The sequence below is a fragment of the Halobaculum marinum genome (assembly GCF_029338555.1).
Taxonomy (GTDB): Archaea; Halobacteriota; Halobacteria; order Halobacteriales; family Haloferacaceae; genus Halobaculum; species Halobaculum marinum.
Genome location: NZ_CP119989.1, coordinates 235,494 through 256,603, shown reverse-complemented (window position 1 = coordinate 256,603; position 21,110 = coordinate 235,494). Strand labels below are relative to the sequence as shown.

Genomic DNA, 21,110 nt, shown 5'->3' with positions numbered 1-21,110 from the left:
GCACCTGAAGCGTTCGGTCGGTCGCCGCCCCCGCCACTCGCGTCGCCGCCTCACTCAGCGCCGATGTGTTCCAGCACCGCGTCCGTCGAGTTCGCGACGGGTTCGGGGTCGCCGCCGGCCTCGTAGGCGGCGTCGGGGTCTTTCAGCAGGTGGCCGGTCGTGAGACACACCACGTCCTCGTCGGCGTCGACGACGCCCTGTTCACGCAGTTTCCGCAGGCCCGCGACGGACGCCGCGGAGGCCGGTTCGACGCCGACGCCCTCGCGAGCGAGGTCGCGTTGCGCCTCGGTGATCGCCTCGTCGCTGACGGCGACGGCGGTGCCGCCGGTCTGGCGGATGCCGGGGAGCGCCTTCGGCGCGTTCACTGGGTTGCCGATGCGGATGGCCGTCGCACGCGTCTCCACCTCGTCCCAGCGGCGCACCTCGTCGGCGCCGTTCTCGATGGCCTCGACCATCGGCGCGGCGCCGGCGGCCTGCACGCCGGTCAGGGCGGGCACCTCGTCGGCGTCCATCTCGCCGGCGGCGACCAACTCGCGGAACGCCTTGAACAGCGCCGAGGTGTTGCCCGCGTTGCCGACGGGGAGGACGATTCGGTCGGGGAAGCGGCCGTAGTCGTCGCGGAACTCCTCGAGGATCTCGAAGCCGATCGTCTTCTGGCCCTCCAGGCGGAACGGGTTCAGCGAGTTGAGCAGGTACACCTCGCCGCGGTTCGCCAGATCCTGCACGATGTCGAGGCAGTCGTCGAAGTTGCCGTCGACTTCGAGGATCCGGGCGTCGTGGAGCGCCGCCTGCGCGACCTTGCCGGCGGCGACCTTCCCCGCCGGGAGGAGCACGAGCGTCTCCATCCCGCCGCGGGCGCCGTACGCCGCGAGCGCAGCGGAGGTGTTCCCGGTCGAGGCGCACGCCAGCCGGTCCACGCCGAGTTCCTCCGCGACGCGGACGCCGACGGTCATGCCGCGGTCCTTGAACGACCCCGTCGGGTTCATCCCCTCGTGTTTCACGCGGAGGCGGTTGACGCCGATGTCCTCGCGGAGGCGCGGCACCTCGTGGAGGGGCGTGTGGCCCTCGGGGAGCGAGACGCCCTCTTCGAACGGGAGTGCGGCGGCGTATCGCCACACGCCCACGCCGGAGAAGTCGTCGAACGTCGGCGGGTCGGCGTAGCGCACTTCGAGGAGGCCGTCGCAGTCGTCGCAGGTGAAGCGGACGTCGTCGAACGGGGCGAACTGCCCCTCGCAGGCGATACACTCCAGCCAGACGCCGTCGTCGGCGACCGCCGGCGCGTCCTGCGCGGGCGCGTCGAGAGAGAGGCTCATGGCGAGTCGGTCGGACTCGCCGCGTAAAAGTGGGTGGTTCGGGGCGGGTAGTGCCAGCGAGAGCGAGCAGTGCGAGGGCGAGCGAAGCGAGCCCTCGACGGACGGCGGAGCGGTCTTGTGCCGCTCCGCCCATCGAAAACGTGAGACCGACCGCAGGGAGGTCTCGAAGAACGGCGCAGCGGTCCGCGAACGACCCGACTACTCCTCGCCGCCGAAGTCCTCGATGACGCCGTGGACCGTCTCGGCCCACTGGTCGAGCGCCTCGTGGAGCAGTTCCTTCGCCTCCGGCAGCGGCGTCGCGGTGTACTGGTACACGTAGCCGCCGGGGTCGAGTAGCCGTCGCTCGCGCTCGGCCAGCCCCTTCTCCAGCAGCGTCGTCAGCGACCGGTTCACGTTCGACCGGTCGCGCTCGAGCACGTCCGCCAACTCCTCGACGGTGCTGCCCGGGTTCTCGAGGAGGCGGAGGTACGTCCGGCTCTCGTGTTCTTGGATCCCGAACACACAGGCCATCACGTGGCCGAAGGTCGGGTCCTGCGTGTGGATCAGGTCCTCCATATCCGGCGGCTCACTCATCTCGTCTCGAACGTCGGCGTCGCCGCGAATAAAGCCCCGCGGTCGCGGCATCCGGACGGTCACCGCCCGGCGGCGACGCGGCGGCGCGTACCACCGCGTCCGCGGTCACTCCTCGTCGTCCGCGTCCGCCTCGTCGTCGCGCGAGTACCCCATGCGCTCGATGCACAGCACCATGTCCTCCTCCGCCTCGTGTTTGTGGAGTCTGGTGGGCGTGTCGCAGTAGAACGTCTCCCCGTCGTGGCGCAGCGTCAGTTTCCGCTCGCTGCCGAACAGGTCGGCCGTGACGACGACCCGACGGCCCTCGCGGAGGGCGTCGATGATCTCCGCGGTGGTGAGTTCGCCGGCGTCGACCTCCAGCGGTTGCATGCACTGCCATCTGGGACCCGCCGTTATCTTTCTTGCCTCCGCGACACCAGATCCGCCGTGAACGTCCGCACTATCGACCACGTGAACCTCCGCATCCCCGCCGACGGCCTCGCCGACGCCCGCGCGTTCTACGCCGACGGCCTCGGCCTCTCGTTGGAGGGCGTCGACCGCTTCGAGGCCGGCGAGAAGCCGTTCTTCGACGTGCGCCTCGCGCCCGAGCACGTGATCCACCTGTGGCCGACCGACGACTTCGACCCGCCGACGGCGACCAACTACGACCACGTCGCGCTCGTCGTCGAGGAGGACGTGGAGACGGTCCGTACAGAACTCGGCGACGCCGGCATCGACGTGGAACAGGAACTCGACAGTCCGCTCGGCGCGACCGGCGAGGCGGGCGCGGTGTACGTCCGCGACCCCTTCGGCTACCGCGTGGAGTTGAAAGAGCCGGTCACGGACGAGTGATCGCGGGCCGCATCACAGATCAAGAGAATCGCCCGACGAAGTGGGCTCAGTTCGTCGTCGGGTTCTTCGACTCCCACGACGACGGTATCGCCCGACGAAGTGGGCTCAGTTCGTCGTCGGGTTCTTCGACTCCCACGACGACGGTATCGCCCGACGAAGTGGGCTCAGTTCGTCGTGGGATTCGACTGTCCCTCGGTGCCGTCCTCGACCGTCTTCGGCGGCGGCTCGGCCCCCTCGGCGGCCTCCGCCGACTCGACCGCCTTCGGGGTGTCGACGTGCCAGCGGTCGATCGCGTCCTCGTAGTCGGCGAGTCGCTTGGACACCTCCGACTTGAGCGCGTCGTCGTTCACGTTCACCTCGAAGACGAACTCGGGGCCGCCCTCTCCGCGCGTGGACTTCTGGATGTTCGCCGACACCAGTTCGTTGTCGAAGTAGTACGGCGCGAGCTGGGTCATCACCTTCCGGTAGACGGTGTGCTCGAACTTGCGGACCGCCTTGCGACCGGCGGAGTCGGCGGCGCGGGCGACGTGGTCGATGGAGTCCTTCCAGGAGTCCAGCGCGCCGTCGCTGTCGCCGTTCTCGACGCGCTCGTACGACTCCGAGAGCTTCTCTCCGGCGGTCTGGAGGTCCTCCTCGGGCGTCTTCCCCTCCTGCTCGCCTTTCCCCTCGGCGACGCTGGCCTGCTCGGCCGTCTTCGCGTCGACGTCCTCGCCGAGGCGCTCGTGCGCCTTCGGTCGCCACTCGTCCCACGCCTCGAACGCGTCTCGGTTGTCCTCCGGCACGCCGCTCTCGTGGAGGGCCCGAGTGATGCGTTCGCCGTGTTCGACGGCGTCGCCCCAGCCCCCACGCATCTTGAATCCGGAGATGCTCTCTTCCATGCGGTTGAGCCCCGGCTACGACCCGGAGCGGTATAAGCGTCTCTCCCGGCGTCGGGCATCTGTCCGACGACCGTCCGTCAGGGGAGCGAACACCGCCTCAACGACCGCCGTAGGTAAACCGCGTCGCGATGTCGTCAAGCGTCGAGACGACGCCGCCGAGCCACGCGCTCGGGGACACCCGCCGGAGGTCGTCGTCCTCGAGTTCGATGCGCTCGTCGCCGTACGGGTCGCGGTCGCCGTCGGCAGTCGCGTCGACGACCGTCGTCATCGAACAGCGCCCGCACGCCTCTCGATCACCGAGTCCCATGGTAGCTGTGTCCACATGGGTGGACGACGATGATAAATCGACCGGCTCCCCGCGTCCCGTCCGAACACCGCCAGCACGCCGCGGACGACGCGCTTTTCATGCCCGTGCCCATCCCGCGAGGTATGGGATACCACGTCGTGAACCCCGAGGACCTGGACGAGGTGCCGGATCGGCCGTGTGAGCTTCGACGGATCGCCGAGGTCGCAGGCTTCGAGGAGTTGGCGGCCAACTGGTTCCGCGCGGAGCCGGGCGAGGAGATTCCGCTGGCGTACCACTACCACGAGGAGCAGGAGGAACTGTTCTACGTCGTCGAGGGGACGCTCCACGTCGAGACGCCCGAGGAGACGTTCGAAGTGCACGAGGGATCGCTGTTCGCCGTCACGCCGGGGAGCCCGCAGTTGGCGCACAATCCCGAGGACGCCGACGGCCCGGTGACGACGCTCGCGCTCGGTGCACCAGCCGTCTCCGGCGACGCCGTGGCGTACGACCCGGAGGAGTAGATGCCGGGCGAGGACGAGGCGGACCCGTCACACGGGCCGGGCGGCGGTGCGGACCCGGCGTCCGCCGCCGAGACCGGCGACGACGGCGACGAGTTCCGGACCGACGCGCAGGGCCGCATCGTCGACGGCGCGGCCTACGAGGACGTCCCCGTCTGGGACGACGAGTACCTCGACCGCGTCAGCGACCGGCTCATGTTCAACTACGACCTCGAACGCGACTACCGCGTGGGCGGCGAGTCGTTCGACCTGTTCGGGAGCATGCAGATCGCCTCCCAGAAGGAGTTCTTCCACCCCTCGCTCGACTACGCGAACCACCACAGCAACGAGCACCTGTTCGCCCGCCGCGTCGCCCGCCCGACGGTCGGCGAGTTGGAGCGACTCGTCGAGGTGGCCCACGACCTCGCCGACGAGTGGGTCGAGGGCGACGAGGAGCACTACGGGACGGACTTCTCGTTCGTGCTCGTCGCCGAGGAGATTCCCGACGACGTGCGCGAGTTCGTCGTCGACTTTCGCGAGCGCGAACTGCTGAAGTACGGCTACTACGGCCACTACGAGATCAACCTGGGCGTCGTCGCCCCCGACGACGAGCGCGCGGTCGCCAGCCGCGAGGCCGACGTCGTCGCCGCGTTCGCGCTGTGGGACGACGTGCCCGAACGGCGGGGCCAGCAGGGACTCGTCTCGCGGATCCTCGGGAAACTCCGCGGGTAGTCGTCGCCCGCGCTCGTGGCGGAACGAGTGCGTTTTTGTCACCCGGTCGACTCGTGGCGCGCATGGACGCACAAGACCGCGTCACGGAGTTCTTCGACCGTCACGACCTCGGTGGGGGTCCCGCGTACCAGGCGCTCGATCTGGCCAGCGAGGTCGGCGAAATCGCCGGCGACGCCGCCAAGTCGACCGCCTACGGCGAACGCCCCGACGACCTCGCCGTGAAGACGGACGAACTCGGCGACGCGCTGTTCTCGCTGCTGTCGCTGTGTAACTCGCTGGACGTTGACGCCGACGAGGCGCTCGACGAGGCCATCGAGAAGTACGAGACGCGGATCGACGCGCGCGACGATCCGGGATCTCGGCCGGACGAGTCGTAGACCGCCGGACCGCTCTACAGCGCCTCTTTGTACGCCTCCAGCGTCTCCTCGATGTCCGCCTCGGTGTGGGCGTAGGAGACGAACTGCGACTCGAACTGGTTCGCGGTGAGCCAGATCCCGCGCTCTTTCATCTCCTGCCAGAACACGCGCTCCCAGCGCTCGGTCGAGGCCGCAGCGGTGTCGGCGCCGGTCTTCGGACACAGGTCGAAGCGGGGGCACGACTCCCGCTGTGAACACCCGCCCTCGCAGTGGCCCTCGAACGTCTCGGGCGCCTCGCGCGTGAACACCGTCTTGAACATGGAGTCGGTGCCGACGACGGTGTACTCGGGCGCTTGGTCTTCGCAGATGTCCTGGATGCCCGAGCGCAGTTCGTCGCCGAGGGCGTTCACGTGGTCGTACACGTCGTTCTCGGCGGCGTACTTCAGGTACTCGTGGCCGGCGGCCATCGTCACCGGGTGCCCCGAGAAGGTGCCCGACTGGAACACGTCGCCGGCGGGCGTGAAGTGCTCGACAATCTCCGCTTTCCCGCCGATGGCGCCGACCGGGAAGCCCCCACCGATGATCTTGCCGAAGGTGGTGAGGTCGGGCGTGATGCCGAACTTCCCCTGGGCACACTGGAGGCCGCCGACGCGGAAGCCGGTGATCACCTCGTCGAAGATCAACAGCGAGCCGTTGGCGTCGCACAGGTCCCGCAGCGTCTCGTGGTAGCCGTCGACCGGTTGGACGATGCCGTAGTTCGCGAGGATCGGTTCGGTCATCACCGCCGCGATGTCGTCGCCGTGCTCCTCGAACACCGCCTCGACGGCGGCCTCGTCGTTGAACGGGACGGCGATGGTGTGCTCGGCGAAGGAGTCGGGGATGCCCGGTGAGGAGGGGTGGGTGTGGTACGGGTCGTCGCCAGCGTCGACCAGCGTCGACTCCTGGGCGCCGTGGTAGCCGCCCTGCATGATGACGATCTTGTCGCGCCCGGTGTACGCGCGGGCGAGTCGGACCGCCGAGACGGTCGCCTCGGTGCCGGAGTTGACGAAGCGGAGCATCTCGACGGAGGGGACGTGGCGCGCGACGAACTCGGCGTGTTCGACTTCGATTTCGGTCGGGCCGCCGTACATCGGCCCCTGGCTGGTGTGGCGCTGGACGGCCGACTGGACGGCGTCGGGGGCGTCGTGGCCGTACAGGAGGGGGCCGTACCCCATCACGTAGTCGAGGTAGCGGTTGCCGTCGGCGTCGATGACGTGCGCGCCGTCGCCGCGCTCGATGACGAACGGGTACGGGCGCGTCGCGCGCACCGAGGAGTTGACCCCGCCGGCCAGCACTGAGAGGGCGCGGTCGTACAGTTCGCGCGAACGGTCGTGGTTCATGCGCGGGCCTTCGCACGTCCCCCGCAAAGGCGTTACTGGGTCGCGGCGCGGGCGCCGTTGCTGTCGATACGGGTGCTTGACAGAAAGCGGGTGACTGTCGCGACGGGCTGGCGGCCCGTCGCGGCTGTGGCCGGACACGTCACCCGGCAGACGGCTACGGCGGCCGCGGGGGCGGTGACACGGAACGTGGCACGGTGGCGGTCGCACGGAGGTGAACACCAGTACCAGTGGGATCCTCCTGTGCGCTGCCCCCGTCGGCCGCGTCCGTGCCGGCTACGGAGCGGGTGTCCGGGTGGTCGGCTGTCGATGCGTCGCGAGCGAGACGTGGGGCCTCAGACCGCGGGGCGCCCCGTCTCGCCGGTGCGGATCTGGTACGCCTGTTCGACGGGCATGATGAACACCTTCCCGTCGCCCTTCTCGCCGGTGCTGGCGGCGTCACGGATGGCCTCCGCGACGTCCTCAGCCGGGATGTCGGCGACGACGCACTCGAGCTTCACCTTCTGGTGGAGGTCGACGGTGTACTCCTCGCCGCGCCACTGGCCCTTCTTGGCGGGCTGGCTGCCGCGACCGGAGACGTTCGTCACGGTCAGCGAGGGGGCGCCGACCTCTGCCAGCGCCTGCTTGACCGACGAGAGCTTGTCGGGACGGATGAACGCCGTCACCATCTTGATGCCGCCGTCGTTGGCGACGCCGCCGTCGGGGCGGACGATGCCGTCGCGCTCGACGAAGCCGCCGTCGGCGGCGGTGTCGGGGCGACCGAACTCGGGGTACGTGTCGACGCCGTGCTCGGAGGAGTCGAGGCCTTCGAGCTCGTGGTCGCGGGTGACGCGAATCTCACCGAGCGCCTTGATGACGCCGAACACGAGAGCGGTCGCGCCGATGGTCCAGGCGGCGATGACGGCGACGCCGACGACCTGCGAGACGAGCGCGCTCACGGTGAACCCGTCAACCGCGAAGAACGGGAGCAGGACCGCGCCCAGCACACCCGCCGAGCCGTGGACGGGGAACACCGCACACACGTCGTCGATCTTGAGGCGCTTCTCGACGAACTCGAACACGATGGGCAACTGCGCACCGGCCAGCAGGCCGATGACGATGGCGCCGGGCCAGATGATGGCGTCCGTGTTCGAGGTGATGCCGACGAGGCCCGCGAGCAGGCCGTTGGCGACGTACAGCGTGTCGACCTTGCCGGTCTTGTACACCGAGAGCAGGCCCGCGCCGATGGCGCCGGCGGCCATGCCCAGGGTGGTGGTCAGAGCGACGCGACCCACGTAGGAGAACGCGCCGAGCGTCAGTTCACCGTTCTCGACGGCGAACACCGAGGCGGCGGTACCGACGTTGAAGCCGTACCAACCGAACGCGAGCACGAGCGTGCCCAGCACCGCGAACGTCAGCGAGTGGCCGGGGATGACGTTCACCGACCCGTCGTCGTTGTAGCGCCCGATGCGCGGGCCGACGATGTACGCCGCCGTGAGGCCGGCGATGCCGCCCATCCCGTGGACGATCATGCCGCCCGCGAAGTCGGAGAAGCCGAAGTTCGCCAGGAAGCCACCCGCCCACGTCAGGCCGGTGACGACCGGGTAGATGACTGCCGCGAGCAGGATGGTGTAGGTCACGTACGCGCGGAGCTTCATGCGCCCCGCGACAGCCCCGGAGACGATGGTCGCCGCCGTCATGGCGAACACCGCACCGAAGAGCCAGCCGACCCAGTCGGCGGAGTTCTCAGTCGTCAGTACGCCGAACGCCTCGGCGATGGAGTAGCCACCGCCGCCGGTGAGCCCGCCGGTTAACGCGGAGACGCCCGCGCCGACGAGGAAGAACGCCGTCACGCCTACACTCCACGTGAGCAGGTTCTTCGTCAACTGGTTCGCCACGTTCTTCGAGCGCACCTGCCCGGCCTCCAGCATCGCGAAGCCGGCGTGCATGAAGAAGATGAGGAAGGTGACTACGAGCACCCACAGCATGTTGACGCCCTCCGCCAGCACGGCGGGGTCGACCTGCAGGAGACTCACGCCTCCACCTCACTGGTTCCGCGTTCGTTCATCGATGCCGAATATTCCGTGTCGTTTTCGCACATCTGCACGCGAGTCAGGCCGATTTGGAACTACATAAACCCTCGAGTTGACAAACGTGGATTATGAAGTGAATATTCTGACGGGTGTCGAATCTTCAGGTGAATATAGGTCATATAAGGTTGTAACAGCGTCGCACGCTCGGCAAGTGTTGCACGAGAAGTTGACGGCTGTAGTGTAAGGCCACTGGTATATTAAGGCGATTTCGCGTCAGATCGGCGAAGATCGCTCGCACGCGCTCGCCGATCGCGACAGATCCGTCCAGATCGTTCGAGCGGATCGAGCAGCGCTCGTGTCGGCGGCGATCAGACGTCCAGCTCGGCGACGACCGCCTCGGCGAGCGTTCGGAACGTCGCCTCCGCGGGCACCACGTCGACGGCGACGCCGCGCTCCTCGGCGGTTTCGCGCGTCGGGTGGCCGATACAGCCGACGACGGCGTCGTTGAGGCCGGCGACCGCCGCTTCGCGGACGTCCCGCTCGGCGGCGGCGTCGAGGAAGTGGTCGACGGTCAGCGAGGAGGTGAAACACGCGCCAGCGAGGTCGCCGGCGGCGGCGGCCTCGGTGGACGCGCCGCTGCCCGCGGGTCGGACCAACTCGTACAGGACGGTCTCGTTCACACGCGCGCCCGCGTCGCGAAGTCCTTCCAAGAGCACCGGACTGCCGTGGTCCGAGCGCGCGACTTCGATGCCGACGCCGTCGACGCCGACCGCGTCGAACGCGGCGACCAGTCCGGTCGAGGAGTACTCGTCGGGGATCAGGTCGACCGTCCAGCCGGCGGCTCTGGCGGCGTCGGCGGTCGAGGGACCGATACACGCCAGTGCGGGGCGGGTTCCGGCGTCGTCGGGACGACTGTCCGTGGGCGACCACCCGGCCTCGGCGGCCAACTCCACGCCCGTCTTCGAGGTGAACACGAGCCAGTCGGCCGGGTCCGGCACCGCGCCGGTCGGTTCGACTGCCAGCATCGGGTCGGGGACCGCTTCGACGCCCAACTCGTCGAGCGTCTCGACGGCGGCGGTCAGGCGCTCGTCGTCGGGGCGGAACACCGCCACCCGGGGACGGTCGGTCATCTACTCGGCACCTCCGTCGTCGGTGGTCGCGTCAGCGGTCGCCTCGGCGGTCGCACTCGCGTCGCCGCGACCGCGGAGGAACTCGACGACGCGCTCGCGGCCGCCGGCGACTTCGCCGATGACGGTGATGGCGGGCGGTTCAATCTCGGCCTCGTCGCGGACGTCGACGATGTCCGCGAGGGTGCCGGTGGCGACGCGCATCTCGGGCCACGTGCCGCGCTCGACGAGCGCGACGGGCGTGGCGGGGTCCATGCCAGCGTCGAGTAGTTCCGCGGTGTACAGCGGCAGTTTGCCGACGCCCATCAGGACGACGATGGTGCCGCCGGTGTCGGCGAGCGCGCCCCAGTCGACGGCGGACTCGTCTTTCGTCGGGTCCTCGTGGCCCGTGACGAACGAGACGGAGGAGGCGTGGTCGCGGTGGGTCACCGGGATGCCCGCGACGCCGGGGGCGGCGATGGGGGAGGTAACGCCGGGGACGACCTCGAAGGGGATTCCGTGGTCGGCGAGGTGTTCGGCCTCCTCGCCGCCGCGCCCGAACACGAACGGGTCGCCGCCCTTCAGCCGGACGACGTGGTTCCCCTCGCGAGCGAGTTCGACGAGGCGGTCGTTCGTGTACTCCTGACTCGTGCGCTCGCCGCCGGCGCGCTTGCCGACGTCCTCGCGCTTGTCCTCGGGGATGGACCCGAGAATCTCCGGGCCCGGGAGTTTGTCGTGGAGCACCACGTCGGCCTCCTCCAGCAGGCGCGCTGCCTTCACGGTCAACAGCTCCGGGTCGCCGGGGCCGGAGCCGACCAGCGAGACGAAGCCGCCCTCCTCGGGTGTGTCGCTGTGCTCGGCCATCTACTCCTCCGTGTCCTCCGTGTCTGTGGAGCCGACCTCCGGCCAGCCGTCGTCTGCGGTGTCGTCGTCGCTGGTGTCAGCGTCGTCTGCGGTGTCGTCGTCGCTGGTGTCGGCGTCGTCTGCGGTGTCGTCGTCGCTGGTATCGGCGTCGTCTGCGGTGTCGTCGTCGCTGGTATCGGCGTCGTCTGCGGTGTCGTCGTCGCTGGTATCGGCGTCGTCTGCGGTGGTGTCGGTGTCCTCCTCCATCGCGTCGACATCCGCGGTGGCGTCGTCGGTGATGTCGGCGTCGTCGGTGGTGTCGTCCTCGTCCGCGGTCGCGGCGTCCGCCGCGCGCTTGGCGGCGCTGATGAGTTCGGCGGCGCCCTGCTCGCGCAGCGACGCGGCGAACTCGGCGGCGGCCTCGCGGTACGTGCGAAGCGGGAGGTCGCGCGTCGCCGACACCTCGGTGTCGCCGTCGGCCGACAGCACCCGGACGCGGGTTTTGACGTGCTCGCCCTGCACGAGCGCGTTCACGCCGATGGGGGCGATACAGCCGCCGCCCAACTCCGCGAGCACGGTACGCTCGACGCTGGTGGCGACGCGCGTCGGCTCGTGGTCCAGCGCCTTGCGGACGACCTCGATCACGTCGGGGTCGCTGGCGGTGACGGCGACGGCGCCCTGTCCGGGCGCGGGCACGTGGTCTGCGCGGTCGAGGCGCTCGACTTCGTACTCGTCGCGGTAGAACAGGTCCGAGCGGCGCAGGCCGGCTTCGGCGAGCACGATGGCGTCGTACTCGTGGTCGAGTTCGTGCTCCATCGCGGCGCGCTGGAACTCCGAGAGGTCGTCGAACCACTCCTCGACCGTGCGCTCGAACTCGGCGTCGGCCTCCCTGAAGTCCGCCGCCTGGCCCTTGCGGTCGGCCTCGGCTTCGACGCGGCGCTCGTGCTCGGCCTGGAGGTCGGGCGCGATGAGCTTCTGGAGGCGGGTGTCGACGTTGCCCCGCAGCGGTCGCACCTCGAGGTCGGGGCGCTCGGCGAGTACCTGCGCCTTCCGGCGCAGCGAGGAGGTGCCAACGACGGATCCGCGCGGCAGGTCGGCGAGGTCGCCGCCCTCGCGCGTGACGAGCACGTCACCGGCGGGCGCGCGTTCGCCGACGGCGGCGACGACGAGGTCGTCGGGCATCTCGGTGGGCATGTCCTTCAGCGAGTGGACCGCGACGTCCACCTCGCCCGCGAGCACGCGTTCGTCGAGCGCGCGGACGAACGCGCCGGTCCGCCCCAGTCTGGTGATCAGTTCGTCGTCGAGTCGGTCGCCGCGCGTCTCCACCTCGACCACCTCCACGTCGCGTCGGCGCGAGGAGAGCGCCTCCCGTACGCCGGCGGCCTGTCGGAGCGCGAGGTCGGAGCCGCGGGTGGCGAGCCGCAGCGTCCCGGTTGTCATGCTCCGAACTCCGGTGCCGCCGGGGAAAACGGGTTCGCTTCGCAAACGGCGCGCGACCGACACACACGGCGGACGACGCGGCCTCACTCTCCACAACCACCTGTGCCTCCGCCGCCGACTCCGCCGCCGCCACGGACGTGTCACACGAGCGAACGCAACCCTCGCCGGACCAGTATCGTTTTTACCGATGGACCGGGAACAAGTACCTGTGACAGCTGACGCCGTCGCTCACGTTCGCTCCTCCTTCGAGCGACGCGTCCGAGGTATCGCGGCCCGGAGCCGAGTCTCCGCGCCGCGACGACCGGGCCGCTAGGCCCAACCAACATCACTCTCGTCGGTCCGTCTCGCTCGCGCTTCGTCCGGGTAGCGTGCAGTCCGCGATTAAATTTCACAACTTACAAACGCCGAATTTATGGGTATCCACGTTTCAGAAGCAGGTATGACAAAACGCGTTGCGCTCGCATTCAGCGGCGGACTCGACACCACAGTGTGCGTCCCGCTCCTCGAAGAGGAGTACGGCTACGACGAGGTCGTCGGCGTCACCGTCGACGTCGGCCAGCCGTCCGAGGAGTTCGACGAGGCCGAGGAGACCGCCGAGGCGCTCGACCTCGAACACTACGTCGTCGACGCCAAGGAAGAGTTCGCGGAGCTGTGTATGGACTCCGTCCGCGCGAACGCCACCTATCAGGGCTACCCGCTCGGCACGGCGCTCGCGCGCCCGGTGATCGCCGAGGCGATTCTGGGCGTCGCCGAGGAGCACGACTGCGACGCCCTCGCCCACGGCTGCACGGGGAAGGGGAACGACCAACTCCGCTTCGAGACGGTGTGGCGCGCCTCCGACAAGGAGGTCATCGCGCCCGTGCGCGAACTCGGCCTCACCCGCGAGTGGGAGATCGAGTACGCCGACGAGAAGGACCTGCCCGTCGAGAGCGGCAACGAGGGCGCCTGGAGTATCGACACGAACCTCTGGTCGCGTTCGGTCGAGGGCGACGACCTCGAAGACCCGACGTACGTCCCGCCGGAGGACATCTACGACTGGACGACCACGCCCGGCGAGGTCGAGGGCGAGGAACTCGTCGACGTCGAGTTCGAGGGCGGCCACCCGGTCGGCCTGAACGGCGAGGCGATGGACCCCGTCGACCTCATCGAGGAACTGAACGACCTCGCGGGCGCGTACGGCGTCGGCCGCACGGACATGATGGAGGACCGCATGCTCGGCCTGAAGGTGCGCGAGAACTACGAGCACCCCGCGGCGACCGTCCTCCTCACCGCACACGAGGCGCTCGAACAGCTCGTGTTCACGAAGTCCGAGCGCGACTTCAAACAGCAGATCGACGACCAGTGGGCCCAGCAGGGGTACAAGGGGCTCGTCGACAATCCGCTGATGACCTCGCTGGAGGGGTACCTCGACGCCGGGCAGGAGAAGGTCACCGGCACGGTGACGGTCAAACTGCAGGGCGGCCAGTGCCGCCCCGTCGCCCGTGACTCCGAGTACGGCGTCTACTCCGAGTCGGCGGCGTCGTTCAACACCGAGACCGTCGACGGCATCGAGCAGGCCGACGCGACGGGCGTCGCGAAGTACCACGGCTTCCAGGAGCGCCTCGCCAACGAGGTCCTCGCGGGCGTCAAGGAGTCCAGCGAGACCGACGAGGAAGACGAGGAGGGCGAGAAGCTGAAGGCCGACGGCGGCGAGGTCGCGGAGGAGTAATCGATGAGTGACGGCGAAGACGCGCACGACGGCGACGACGCGGCCGAGACCGTGGTCCGCCGCGACCGCTTCGCGGGTGGCCCCGCACGCGGGTTCATGTCGAGCCTCGCGGCCGACGAGCGCATCTTCGCCGCCGACCTCGCGGTCGACCGCGCGCACACGGTGATGCTCGCGGAGCAGGACATCGTCGGCGACGACGAGGCCGGCGAGATTCTGGCTGGGCTCGACACCGTCGAGAGCGCCGGCCACGGTGCGCTCCCCGACGGGGAGGACGTCCACGAGGCCATCGAGTCGGCGGTCGTCGCCGACGTCGGCCCCGTGGGCGGGAAGATGCACACGGCCCGCTCGCGCAACGACGAGGTGGCCGCCTGCATCCGCTACCGCTACCGCGAGGACCTGCTGGCGGCCGCCGAGGCGACGCTGGCGCTCCGCGAGGCACTCCTCGACGCTGCGGCCGAGCACGCCGACACGGTGCTGCCGGGGTTCACCCACCGGCAGTACGCCCAGCCGGTGACCGTGGGACACTTCCTGTCGTCGTACGCAGGCGCCGTCGAGCGCGACACCGCGCGCCTGCTGGCGGCATTCGACACGACGAACGTGTCGCCGCTCGGCGGTGCGGCGTTCGGTGGCACCACCTTCGACGTGGACCGCGAGCGCACCGCCGCCCTGCTCGGCTTCGACGGCGTCGTCGAGAACTCGACGGACGCCGCCTCCGCTCGCGACTTCCTCGTGGAGGGGACCGCCGCGCTGGCGAACCTGACGGCGACGCTGTCGGGGCTCGCGACGGACCTCATCGAGCACGCGAAGGACGGCTACTTCGACCCCTCGGACGACTACGCGTCCACGTCGTCGATCATGCCCCAGAAGGTGAACCCGGACACGCTCGAACTCGCTCGCGCCGTCGCGGGCGACGTGTCCGGCGACCTGACGGGCCTGCTGACGACGCTGAAGGGGCTGCCGCGCGCGTACAACCGCGACCTGCAGCGTGCGACGCCGCACGCGTGGGACGCCGTCGACGACGCGACCGAGGCGACGGAGGTCGTCGCCGGCGCGGTCGCGACGGGCGACTGGGACGCGGAGGCGTGTGCCGCCGACGCGGGGGCGGGGTTCTCGACGGCGACCGGCGTGGCCGACGCGCTGGCGGCGGCGGGCCTCCCGTTCCGCACGGCCCACGAGGTGGTCGCCGAGGCCGCCGCGACGGCACCCGACGACGCGGATCCGGAGACGCTCGCCGCAAATCTTGACACGGCCACACAAGAGGTACTGGGGGAGTCCCTCTACGACTACGTGAGCCGCGAGACCATCGACGCCGCGCTCAACCCCGCCGGGAGCGTCGCCTCCCGCGCGTCGCGCGGCGGCCCGGCGCCCGACGCCGTGGCCGACTCCCTCGCGCGCATGACCGAGACGTACGACGACCACGAGGCCGCACTCGCCGCGCGCCGCGACGCGCTCGCGACCGCCGAGGCGGACCTGGCCGACGCCGTGAGCGAGTACGTCTGACCACCACCGAACGACCATGACCGGACACACCCTCCGACGACGACCGCTCGCCCGACCGCGAGCGACGGCGCCGTCGCGAGGCCGACTCCCGCGACTGCCGCGACGACCGCGACCGTCGCCGCGTCCGGTCGAGGCCACCGCCCCGCACCCGCGCCCGCCGGCGGCGGTGGCCCCGCCGGCCCCCCTCGGGGCCCACACTACTCAGATTTCGAACATCGGATTCGAGATCCGCGCCGAACTGCCCGCGTTCGCCCGGTAGCGACGCTTCTGACTTTATTTTTCGGTGACAATATCGACGGATTAAAGTCTTCTACTGGGGTACTGTGGAGTACATCATGACCGAATCCGAATGCGTCGAGTGCGGTGGCACGGTCGCCCTGCACGACGACCTGGAGGTCGGAGAGATCGTCGACTGTGAAACGTGCGGTGCCGAGTTGGAAGTCGTCGACGTCTCCCCGCCGGTCCTCGATCGGGCACCCGAGCTCGAAGAGGACTGGGGGGAGTGAGATGAAGCTCGGCCTGCTCTACTCCCGGATCCGGAAGGACGAGAAGCTCCTCCTCTCGGAGCTTCGCGAGCGCGGCCACGAGGTCGTCAAGATCGACGTGCGCAAACAGCGGTTCGACCTCGACGGCACGACCGCCGAGGTCGCCGACTGTGACCTCGTGCTCGACCGCTGTCTCGCCACCTCCCGTTCGCTGTACGCGACGCGGTTCCTCGCGGCGTACGGCGTCCCGGTGATCAACGCACCGGAGACGGCAGCCGTCTGCGCGGACAAGGTGAAGAACAGCCTCGCGCTGGAGAACGCGGGCGTGCCCACGCCGGCGACCACCGTGGCGTTCACCAAGGAGGCCGCGATGGAGGCCATCGAGGACTTCGGCTACCCGTGCGTGATCAAGCCGGTCGTCGGCTCGTGGGGCAGGCTGATGGCGAAGATCGACTCCGAGACCGCCGCCGAGGCCATCTTGGAGCACAAGGCGACCCTCGGCCACTACGAGCACAAGGTGTTCTACGTGCAGGAGTACGTCGACAAGCCCGGTCGCGACATCCGCGTGCTGGCGTGTGACGGCGAACCGGTCGCCGCTATGACGCGCTCCTCCGACCACTGGCTCACTAACGCCGCGAAGGGCGGTGAGACGGCAGACTTCGCACTCGACGAGGAGGCGAAGGACCTCGTCGCGACCGCCAGCGACGCGGTCGGCGGCGGCCTCCTCGGCGTCGACCTGATGGAGACGGCCGACGGCGAGTACACCGTCCACGAGGTGAACCACACGGTCGAGTTCAAGGCGCTGAACGAGGCGAGCGCGGTCGACGTGCCCGCGGCGGTCGTCGACTGGCTCGAACTGAAAGCCGAGGTGGCGGACGAAGCCGTGATGACAGCATGAGCGAGGGACAGACCCTCACCGCCTCGGTCGTCGGCGCGTCCGGCTTCGCGGGCGGCGAACTGTGCCGTCTGCTCACCAGGCATCCGAACTTCGACCTCGTCCAAGCGACGAGCCGCGAGTACGAGAACAAGACGCTCGGCTACGTCCACCCGAACCTGCGCGGGGTCGACCTGCGCTTCTCCTCGCCGGAGGACCTGGACTCCGTTGACGCGCTGTTCGCGTCGACGCCCCACGGCGTCTCGATGGAGCACATCGACACGTTCCGCGACGCCGCGGGCACCGTGGTCGACCTCTCGGCGGACTTCCGTCTGAACGACGAGGCCGCCTACGACGAGTGGTACGACGGGCACACGGCGCCCGAGCACATCGCCGACGCAGCCTACGCGCTCCCCGAGTTGGGGCGCGAGAAGCTGGAAGGAGCGGACCTCATCGCCTCCGGCGGCTGCAACGCGACGGCGACGATGCTGGCGCTCAAGCCGCTCGTCGACTCGGGCGTCATCACGCCCGACGACCGCGTCGTCGCCGACCTCAAGGTCGGTTCCTCGGAGGGCGGTGCCGGCGGCGGGGCGGCCTCCAGCCACCCCGAGCGCTCGGGTGTCGTCCGTCCGTACGCACCGACGGGCCACCGCCACGAGGCCGAGATTCAGCAGGAGTTGGGCCTCTCGCTGGCGTTCACTGTCCACGCGGTGGACATGACCCGCGGCGCCGCGGCGACGTGTCACGCCTTCCCGAGCGAGCGCGTCACCACGGGCGACCTGTGGGGCGCGTACCGCGAGGCGTACGACGACGAGCCGTTCGTCCGCCTCGTCGCGGGCGGCGGCGGCGTGTACCGCTACCCCGAGCCGAAGGCCGTGGCCGGGACGAACTACGCCGAGGTCGGCTTCGAACTCGACCCGAGCAACGGCCGCGTCGTCGCGTTCTCGGCCATCGACAACGTGATGAAGGGCGCGGCGGGGCAGGCGGTCCACGCCGCCAACGTCGCGCTCGGGCTCGACGAGACCGCCGGCTTGGAGTTCCAGGGGCTCCACCCCGTGGGGGCGCCGTGAGCTGGCCCGGCGCCGCCGCGGTCGCCGACGGCGAGATCCTGTCCGACGGCGGCGACGGCCCGCCCGTCGTGGTGAAGCTCGGCGGTGCGCGCGCCGTCGACCCCGCGGGCGCGGTCGGCGACGTGGCCCACCTCGTCGCCAACGGGCGCGACGTGGTCGTCGTCCACGGCGGCTCCACCGCCGTCGACGACCTGCTCGCAGACCTCGGGAAGGAGGCGGAGTACGTCGAGACGCCCTCGGGCGTCACCGGCCGCTTCACCGACGAGGAGACGATGGCGGCGTTCACGATGGCGATGGCCGGCCAGGTCAACACCGACCTGGTCACCGCGCTGAAGAACGCCGGCGTCGACGCGGTCGGCCTCTCCGGCGTCGACGGCGGCCTGCTCACCGGCCCGCGCAAGTCCGCCGTCCGCGTCGTCGAAGACGGGAAGAAGAAGATCAAGCGCGGCGACCACTCCGGCACGCCCAAGCAGGTCAACGACGGCCTGCTCGACACGCTGCTCGCGGACGGCTACACGCCCGTCGTCTCGCCGCCCATGTTCGGGATGGAGTCCGAGAGCGAGGGGACGCCGGTCAACACGGACGCCGACCGCGCTGCCGCGGCGGTCGCGGGCGCGCTCGGCGCAGAACTGGTGATCCTGACGGACGTCTCCGGCGTGTACGCGGACCCGGACGACCCCGACACGCTCATCGAGTCGGTCGCGACGAGCGCGGAGTACGACGCGCTCACCGACGCCGCCGAGGGGTTCATGACCCGGAAGGTGATGGCCGCAACCGAGGCGCTCGAATCGGGCGCCGCGGCGGTGACCGTCGCCGACGCGAACGTCCGCGACCCCATCGTCGCGGCGCTCGACGGCACGGGGACGCGCATCGAGCGCTCGGCCGTCGTCGACGAGGTCGACGAACTGGCCGACACCGACGCCGCCGACGCGAAGGTGGACGGATGAGCGTCTTCGAGGACCTGTCGGACGCCGGTGAGGGGTTCGTCTTCTCCGAGAAGCCGATCCCAATCGAATCGGGTGAGGGCGTGCACCTCACCGCCGAGGACGGCACCGAGTACCTCGACTTCGGCGCGAGTTACGCCTGCACGCCGCTGGGGCACTGCCCGCCCGCCGTCGTCGACGCGGTGCAGGAACAGGCCGCAGACCTGCTGTACGTGCAGGCGTCGTACCCGAACGCCGCCCGCACCGAGTTGTACGAACGCCTCGGCGCCATCGCGCCCGCCGACATCTCGAAGGTGTGGCTGTGCAACTCCGGCACCGAGGCGAACGAGGCGGCACTGAAGTTCGCGCGCTCGGCGACCGGGCGCGAGAAGATCGTCGCCACGAAACGCGGCTTCCACGGTCGCACGCTCGGCGCGCTCGCGATGACCTGGAAGAAGAAGTACCGCGCCCCGTTCGAACCCGTCGCCGGCGGCGTCGAGTTCGTCGACTACGGCGACACGGAGGCGCTCGCGGAGGCGGTCGACGACGAGACAGCCGCGGTGTTCCTCGAACCCGTCCAGGGCGAGGGCGGCATCAACCCCGCCGACTCCGAGTACCTGCAGTCCGCGCGCGACCTGACGGACGACGCGGGCGCGGCGCTCGTGTTCGACGAGATCCAGACGGGACTCGGTCGCACGGGCGACATCTGGGCCTGCGAGGGCGCTGGGGTCGCTCCCGACATCCTCACGACGGCGAAGGGCGTCGCCTCCGGCCTCCCGCTGGGCGCGACGCTGTGTGCCGACTGGATCGCCGACGGCGCCGCCAGCCACGGGTCGACGTTCTCGGGCAACCCGGTCGTCGCTGCCGCCGCGAACGCGACGCTGGAGGAACTGGTCGCCGAGGACGTCCCCGGCAACGCGGCGAAAGTCGGCGACTACCTCACCACACAACTGGAGGAGGCCGTCGAGGCGCACGACCTCCCCGTGCGCGACGTGCGCGGCGAAGGCCTGATGATCGGCGTCGAGGTCAAGCGCGGGGCGAACCGCTACCTGCGCGACCTCGCGTTGAACCACCAGATCCTCGCGCTGCCGGCGGGTCGCTCCGTCGTCCGCCTGCTCCCGCCGCTCGTGGTGAACGAGGAGCACGCCCGCGAGGTCGTCGACGCGCTCGTCGAGGTGTTGTGATGTTGGTCGTCCCGAACCCGATGGAGCCGACCGACGCGCTCGACACCGAGGGCCGGCAACTGCTGTACGACCTCGTGTCGACGCCCTCCGTCTCGGGCCAGGAGGAGGCGGCGGCAGCGGTGCTCGTCGAGTACTTCGAGTCGCACGGCCGCGAGGCGTACACCGACGAGGTCGGCAACGTCCACGCGCCCGGCGACGACGCGGTCCTGCTCACCTCCCACGTCGACACCGTCCCCGGCGACGTGCCGGTGGACATCGCCGACGGCGACGAGGAACTGGACGCCGACGGCCCCGTGCTGTGGGGTCGCGGCAGCGTCGACGCGACGGGATCGCTCGCCGCGATGGCCGTCGCGGCCGTCGAGACGGGCGTCTCGTTCGTCGGCGTCGTCCGCGAGGAGACCGACTCCCGCGGCGCGCGCCACCTCGTCGAGACGCGCGAGGCGCCCGGCGCGGTGATCAACGGCGAGCCGTCAGGCTGGGACGCCGTGACGCTCGGCTACCGGGGACTGCTGTCGGGGACGTACGTCGCGACGAGCGAGTCGGGGCACACCTCACGGCCCGACGCCAACGCCGTCGAACACGCGATGCACTGGTGGCAGCGCGTCGAGGAGGCGTTCCCGCACGACGACTACGAACCCGTCTTCGAGCAGGTGACGACCAAGCCCGTCTCGGTCGACGGCGGCCTCTCCGAGGACGGCCTCTCGATGGAGGCGACGATGGACGTGCAGTTCCGCGTGCCGCCGTCGCTGACGCCGGAGGACGTGCGCGAACGCGCCGACGCGGAGTTGGAGGCGGGGACGGTCCACTGGAACGACTCGATCCAACCGGCGATGGGGAGCCCCCGCGACCCCGTGGCGACGGCCATCCGCGGCGGTATCCGCCGGACGGGCGGCGAACCGCGCCTGCTCCGCAAGACCGGCACCGCCGACGTGAACATCTTCGCCGGCGCGTGGGACGTGCCGATGGCGACGTACGGTCCCGGCGACTCCTCGCTGGACCACGCGCCCGACGAACGACTCCCCCTCAAGGAGTTCGACCGCGCGGTCGACGTGCTCGTCGACGCCGGTCGACGATTGACCGACGAGTAACCTACCCCACGGCGGCCTCGGCGGCACCGACCGTCGCC

General features: G+C 70.1%; 21 protein-coding genes and 1 pseudogene. 12 read left to right on the top strand and 10 right to left on the bottom strand.

Translation table 11 applies throughout. From position 1 onward, the window contains the following. Nucleotides 1-50: 50 nt before the first annotated feature. From thrC to P0R32_RS01410, 3 genes are all read right to left on the bottom strand, one after another. The gene (gene thrC, locus P0R32_RS01420; RefSeq protein ID WP_276238142.1) at nt 51-1,313 is read right to left on the bottom strand and encodes a threonine synthase; all 1,263 of its coding nucleotides are present in this window, start codon (nt 1,311-1,313) and stop codon (nt 51-53) included. Between the two features lie 198 nt (nt 1,314-1,511). Continuing rightward, a complete protein-coding gene (locus P0R32_RS01415) occupies nt 1,512-1,886 on the bottom strand; it encodes a helix-turn-helix domain-containing protein (protein WP_276238141.1) in 375 nt (124 codons plus the stop codon). Nucleotides 1,887-1,991: 105 nt separating this feature from the next. Then, nucleotides 1,992-2,252 (bottom strand): DUF8001 family protein, encoded by a 261-nt coding sequence (locus P0R32_RS01410; RefSeq protein WP_276238140.1) that lies wholly within the window; start codon nt 2,250-2,252, stop codon nt 1,992-1,994. A gap of 57 nt (nt 2,253-2,309) precedes the next feature. On the opposite strand from P0R32_RS01410, the gene P0R32_RS01405 reads away from it, so the two are divergent. Beyond that, nucleotides 2,310-2,714, top strand: a complete 405-nt coding sequence (locus P0R32_RS01405; protein ID WP_276238139.1) for a VOC family protein — start codon at nt 2,310-2,312, stop codon at nt 2,712-2,714. A 164-nt stretch (nt 2,715-2,878) separates the two neighbouring features. Here P0R32_RS01405 and P0R32_RS01400 read toward each other — a convergent pair whose 3' ends face one another. After that, on the bottom strand, nt 2,879-3,592 hold the full coding sequence (locus P0R32_RS01400; RefSeq protein ID WP_276238138.1) for a DUF5828 family protein: 714 nt from the start codon (nt 3,590-3,592) through the stop codon (nt 2,879-2,881). A gap of 97 nt (nt 3,593-3,689) precedes the next feature. Continuing rightward, entirely contained in the window at nt 3,690-3,899 is a 210-nt protein-coding gene (locus P0R32_RS01395) for a DUF8007 family protein (RefSeq protein WP_276238137.1), read from the bottom strand. Nucleotides 3,900-4,021: 122 nt separating this feature from the next. Here P0R32_RS01395 and P0R32_RS01390 point away from each other — a divergent pair, with 122 nt between their 5' ends. The 3 genes from P0R32_RS01390 (at nt 4,022) to P0R32_RS01380 (ending at nt 5,484) form a co-directional block, all read left to right on the top strand. Further along, nucleotides 4,022-4,399: a cupin domain-containing protein gene (locus P0R32_RS01390; protein ID WP_276238136.1), complete on the top strand. Its 378-nt coding sequence runs from the start codon at nt 4,022-4,024 to the stop codon at nt 4,397-4,399. Beyond that, the gene (locus P0R32_RS01385) at nt 4,400-5,107 is read left to right on the top strand and encodes a DUF8052 family protein (protein WP_276238134.1); all 708 of its coding nucleotides are present in this window, start codon (nt 4,400-4,402) and stop codon (nt 5,105-5,107) included. A 62-nt stretch (nt 5,108-5,169) separates the two neighbouring features. Next, complete coding sequence (locus P0R32_RS01380; protein ID WP_276238133.1) at nt 5,170-5,484, top strand: MazG nucleotide pyrophosphohydrolase domain-containing protein; 315 nt, start codon at nt 5,170-5,172, stop codon at nt 5,482-5,484. Between the two features lie 14 nt (nt 5,485-5,498). On the opposite strand, the gene hemL is transcribed toward P0R32_RS01380, so the two are convergent. The 5 genes and pseudogenes from hemL to hemC all read right to left on the bottom strand — a co-directional run. Continuing rightward, a complete protein-coding gene (gene hemL / locus P0R32_RS01375; protein WP_276238131.1) occupies nt 5,499-6,842 on the bottom strand; it encodes a glutamate-1-semialdehyde 2,1-aminomutase in 1,344 nt (447 codons plus the stop codon). 332 nt (nt 6,843-7,174) lie between these two features. Further along, the gene (locus P0R32_RS01370) at nt 7,175-8,806 is read right to left on the bottom strand and encodes an ammonium transporter (RefSeq protein ID WP_276239438.1); all 1,632 of its coding nucleotides are present in this window, start codon (nt 8,804-8,806) and stop codon (nt 7,175-7,177) included. 413 nt (nt 8,807-9,219) lie between these two features. Continuing rightward, nucleotides 9,220-9,981, bottom strand: a complete 762-nt coding sequence (locus tag P0R32_RS01365; protein WP_276238130.1) for a uroporphyrinogen-III synthase — start codon at nt 9,979-9,981, stop codon at nt 9,220-9,222. Beyond that, nucleotides 9,982-10,821 carry a uroporphyrinogen-III C-methyltransferase gene (gene cobA, locus P0R32_RS01360; protein ID WP_276238129.1) on the bottom strand — a complete coding sequence of 280 codons (840 nt, stop codon included), beginning with the start codon at nt 10,819-10,821 and terminating at the stop codon, nt 9,982-9,984. A 285-nt stretch (nt 10,822-11,106) separates the two neighbouring features. Next, nucleotides 11,107-12,240, bottom strand: a pseudogene (gene hemC, locus P0R32_RS01355) (hydroxymethylbilane synthase); the annotation flags it as partial. 439 nt (nt 12,241-12,679) lie between these two features. Between hemC and P0R32_RS01350 the strand changes: the two are divergent. From P0R32_RS01350 to P0R32_RS01315, 8 genes are all read left to right on the top strand, one after another. Then, a complete protein-coding gene (locus P0R32_RS01350; protein WP_276238128.1) occupies nt 12,680-13,948 on the top strand; it encodes an argininosuccinate synthase in 1,269 nt (422 codons plus the stop codon). Nucleotides 13,949-13,951: 3 nt separating this feature from the next. After that, the gene (gene argH / locus P0R32_RS01345) at nt 13,952-15,448 is read left to right on the top strand and encodes an argininosuccinate lyase (RefSeq protein WP_276238127.1); all 1,497 of its coding nucleotides are present in this window, start codon (nt 13,952-13,954) and stop codon (nt 15,446-15,448) included. A 335-nt stretch (nt 15,449-15,783) separates the two neighbouring features. Beyond that, nucleotides 15,784-15,954 carry a lysine biosynthesis protein LysW gene (gene lysW, locus P0R32_RS01340; RefSeq protein WP_222917369.1) on the top strand — a complete coding sequence of 57 codons (171 nt, stop codon included), beginning with the start codon at nt 15,784-15,786 and terminating at the stop codon, nt 15,952-15,954. Nucleotide 15,955: 1 nt separating this feature from the next. Beyond that, a complete protein-coding gene (gene lysX, locus P0R32_RS01335) occupies nt 15,956-16,831 on the top strand; it encodes a lysine biosynthesis protein LysX (RefSeq protein WP_276238126.1) in 876 nt (291 codons plus the stop codon). Continuing rightward, a complete protein-coding gene (gene argC / locus P0R32_RS01330; protein WP_276238125.1) occupies nt 16,828-17,877 on the top strand; it encodes an N-acetyl-gamma-glutamyl-phosphate reductase in 1,050 nt (349 codons plus the stop codon). Before lysX ends, argC begins: the two co-directional genes overlap by 4 nt. Next, nucleotides 17,874-18,824 (top strand): acetylglutamate/acetylaminoadipate kinase, encoded by a 951-nt coding sequence (locus P0R32_RS01325; protein WP_390219034.1) that lies wholly within the window; start codon nt 17,874-17,876, stop codon nt 18,822-18,824. The genes argC and P0R32_RS01325 overlap by 4 nt, the downstream gene beginning before the upstream one ends. Then, nucleotides 18,821-19,984 carry an aspartate aminotransferase family protein gene (locus tag P0R32_RS01320; RefSeq protein WP_276238124.1) on the top strand — a complete coding sequence of 388 codons (1,164 nt, stop codon included), beginning with the start codon at nt 18,821-18,823 and terminating at the stop codon, nt 19,982-19,984. The genes P0R32_RS01325 and P0R32_RS01320 overlap by 4 nt, the downstream gene beginning before the upstream one ends. Beyond that, nucleotides 19,984-21,072, top strand: coding sequence for a [LysW]-lysine hydrolase (locus P0R32_RS01315; protein ID WP_276238122.1), 1,089 nt, complete (start codon nt 19,984-19,986; stop codon nt 21,070-21,072). Before P0R32_RS01320 ends, P0R32_RS01315 begins: the two co-directional genes overlap by 1 nt. The last annotated feature ends 38 nt before the right edge of the window (nt 21,073-21,110 follow it).

Bases quoted from the DNA above. Each gene is read 5' to 3' on its own strand.
- cobA (WP_276238129.1), bottom strand. From the start codon at position 10,821: ATGGCCGAGCACAGCGACACACCCGAGGAGGGCGGCTTCGTCTCGCTG.
- argH (WP_276238127.1), top strand. From the start codon at position 13,952: ATGAGTGACGGCGAAGACGCGCACGACGGCGACGACGCGGCCGAGACC.
- P0R32_RS01365 (WP_276238130.1), bottom strand. From the start codon at position 9,981: ATGACCGACCGTCCCCGGGTGGCGGTGTTCCGCCCCGACGACGAGCGC.
- lysX (WP_276238126.1), top strand. From the start codon at position 15,956: ATGAAGCTCGGCCTGCTCTACTCCCGGATCCGGAAGGACGAGAAGCTC.
- hemL (WP_276238131.1), bottom strand. From the start codon at position 6,842: ATGAACCACGACCGTTCGCGCGAACTGTACGACCGCGCCCTCTCAGTG.
- P0R32_RS01350 (WP_276238128.1), top strand. From the start codon at position 12,680: ATGACAAAACGCGTTGCGCTCGCATTCAGCGGCGGACTCGACACCACA.
- P0R32_RS01380 (WP_276238133.1), top strand. From the start codon at position 5,170: ATGGACGCACAAGACCGCGTCACGGAGTTCTTCGACCGTCACGACCTC.
- P0R32_RS01385 (WP_276238134.1), top strand. From the start codon at position 4,400: ATGCCGGGCGAGGACGAGGCGGACCCGTCACACGGGCCGGGCGGCGGT.
- P0R32_RS01400 (WP_276238138.1), bottom strand. From the start codon at position 3,592: ATGGAAGAGAGCATCTCCGGATTCAAGATGCGTGGGGGCTGGGGCGAC.
- P0R32_RS01390 (WP_276238136.1), top strand. From the start codon at position 4,022: ATGGGATACCACGTCGTGAACCCCGAGGACCTGGACGAGGTGCCGGAT.
- P0R32_RS01395 (WP_276238137.1), bottom strand. From the start codon at position 3,899: ATGGGACTCGGTGATCGAGAGGCGTGCGGGCGCTGTTCGATGACGACG.
- lysW (WP_222917369.1), top strand. From the start codon at position 15,784: ATGACCGAATCCGAATGCGTCGAGTGCGGTGGCACGGTCGCCCTGCAC.
- P0R32_RS01410 (WP_276238140.1), bottom strand. From the start codon at position 2,252: ATGCAACCGCTGGAGGTCGACGCCGGCGAACTCACCACCGCGGAGATC.
- P0R32_RS01415 (WP_276238141.1), bottom strand. From the start codon at position 1,886: ATGAGTGAGCCGCCGGATATGGAGGACCTGATCCACACGCAGGACCCG.
- P0R32_RS01370 (WP_276239438.1), bottom strand. From the start codon at position 8,806: ATGCTGTGGGTGCTCGTAGTCACCTTCCTCATCTTCTTCATGCACGCC.
- P0R32_RS01315 (WP_276238122.1), top strand. From the start codon at position 19,984: ATGTTGGTCGTCCCGAACCCGATGGAGCCGACCGACGCGCTCGACACC.
- thrC (WP_276238142.1), bottom strand. From the start codon at position 1,313: ATGAGCCTCTCTCTCGACGCGCCCGCGCAGGACGCGCCGGCGGTCGCC.
- P0R32_RS01320 (WP_276238124.1), top strand. From the start codon at position 18,821: ATGAGCGTCTTCGAGGACCTGTCGGACGCCGGTGAGGGGTTCGTCTTC.
- argC (WP_276238125.1), top strand. From the start codon at position 16,828: ATGAGCGAGGGACAGACCCTCACCGCCTCGGTCGTCGGCGCGTCCGGC.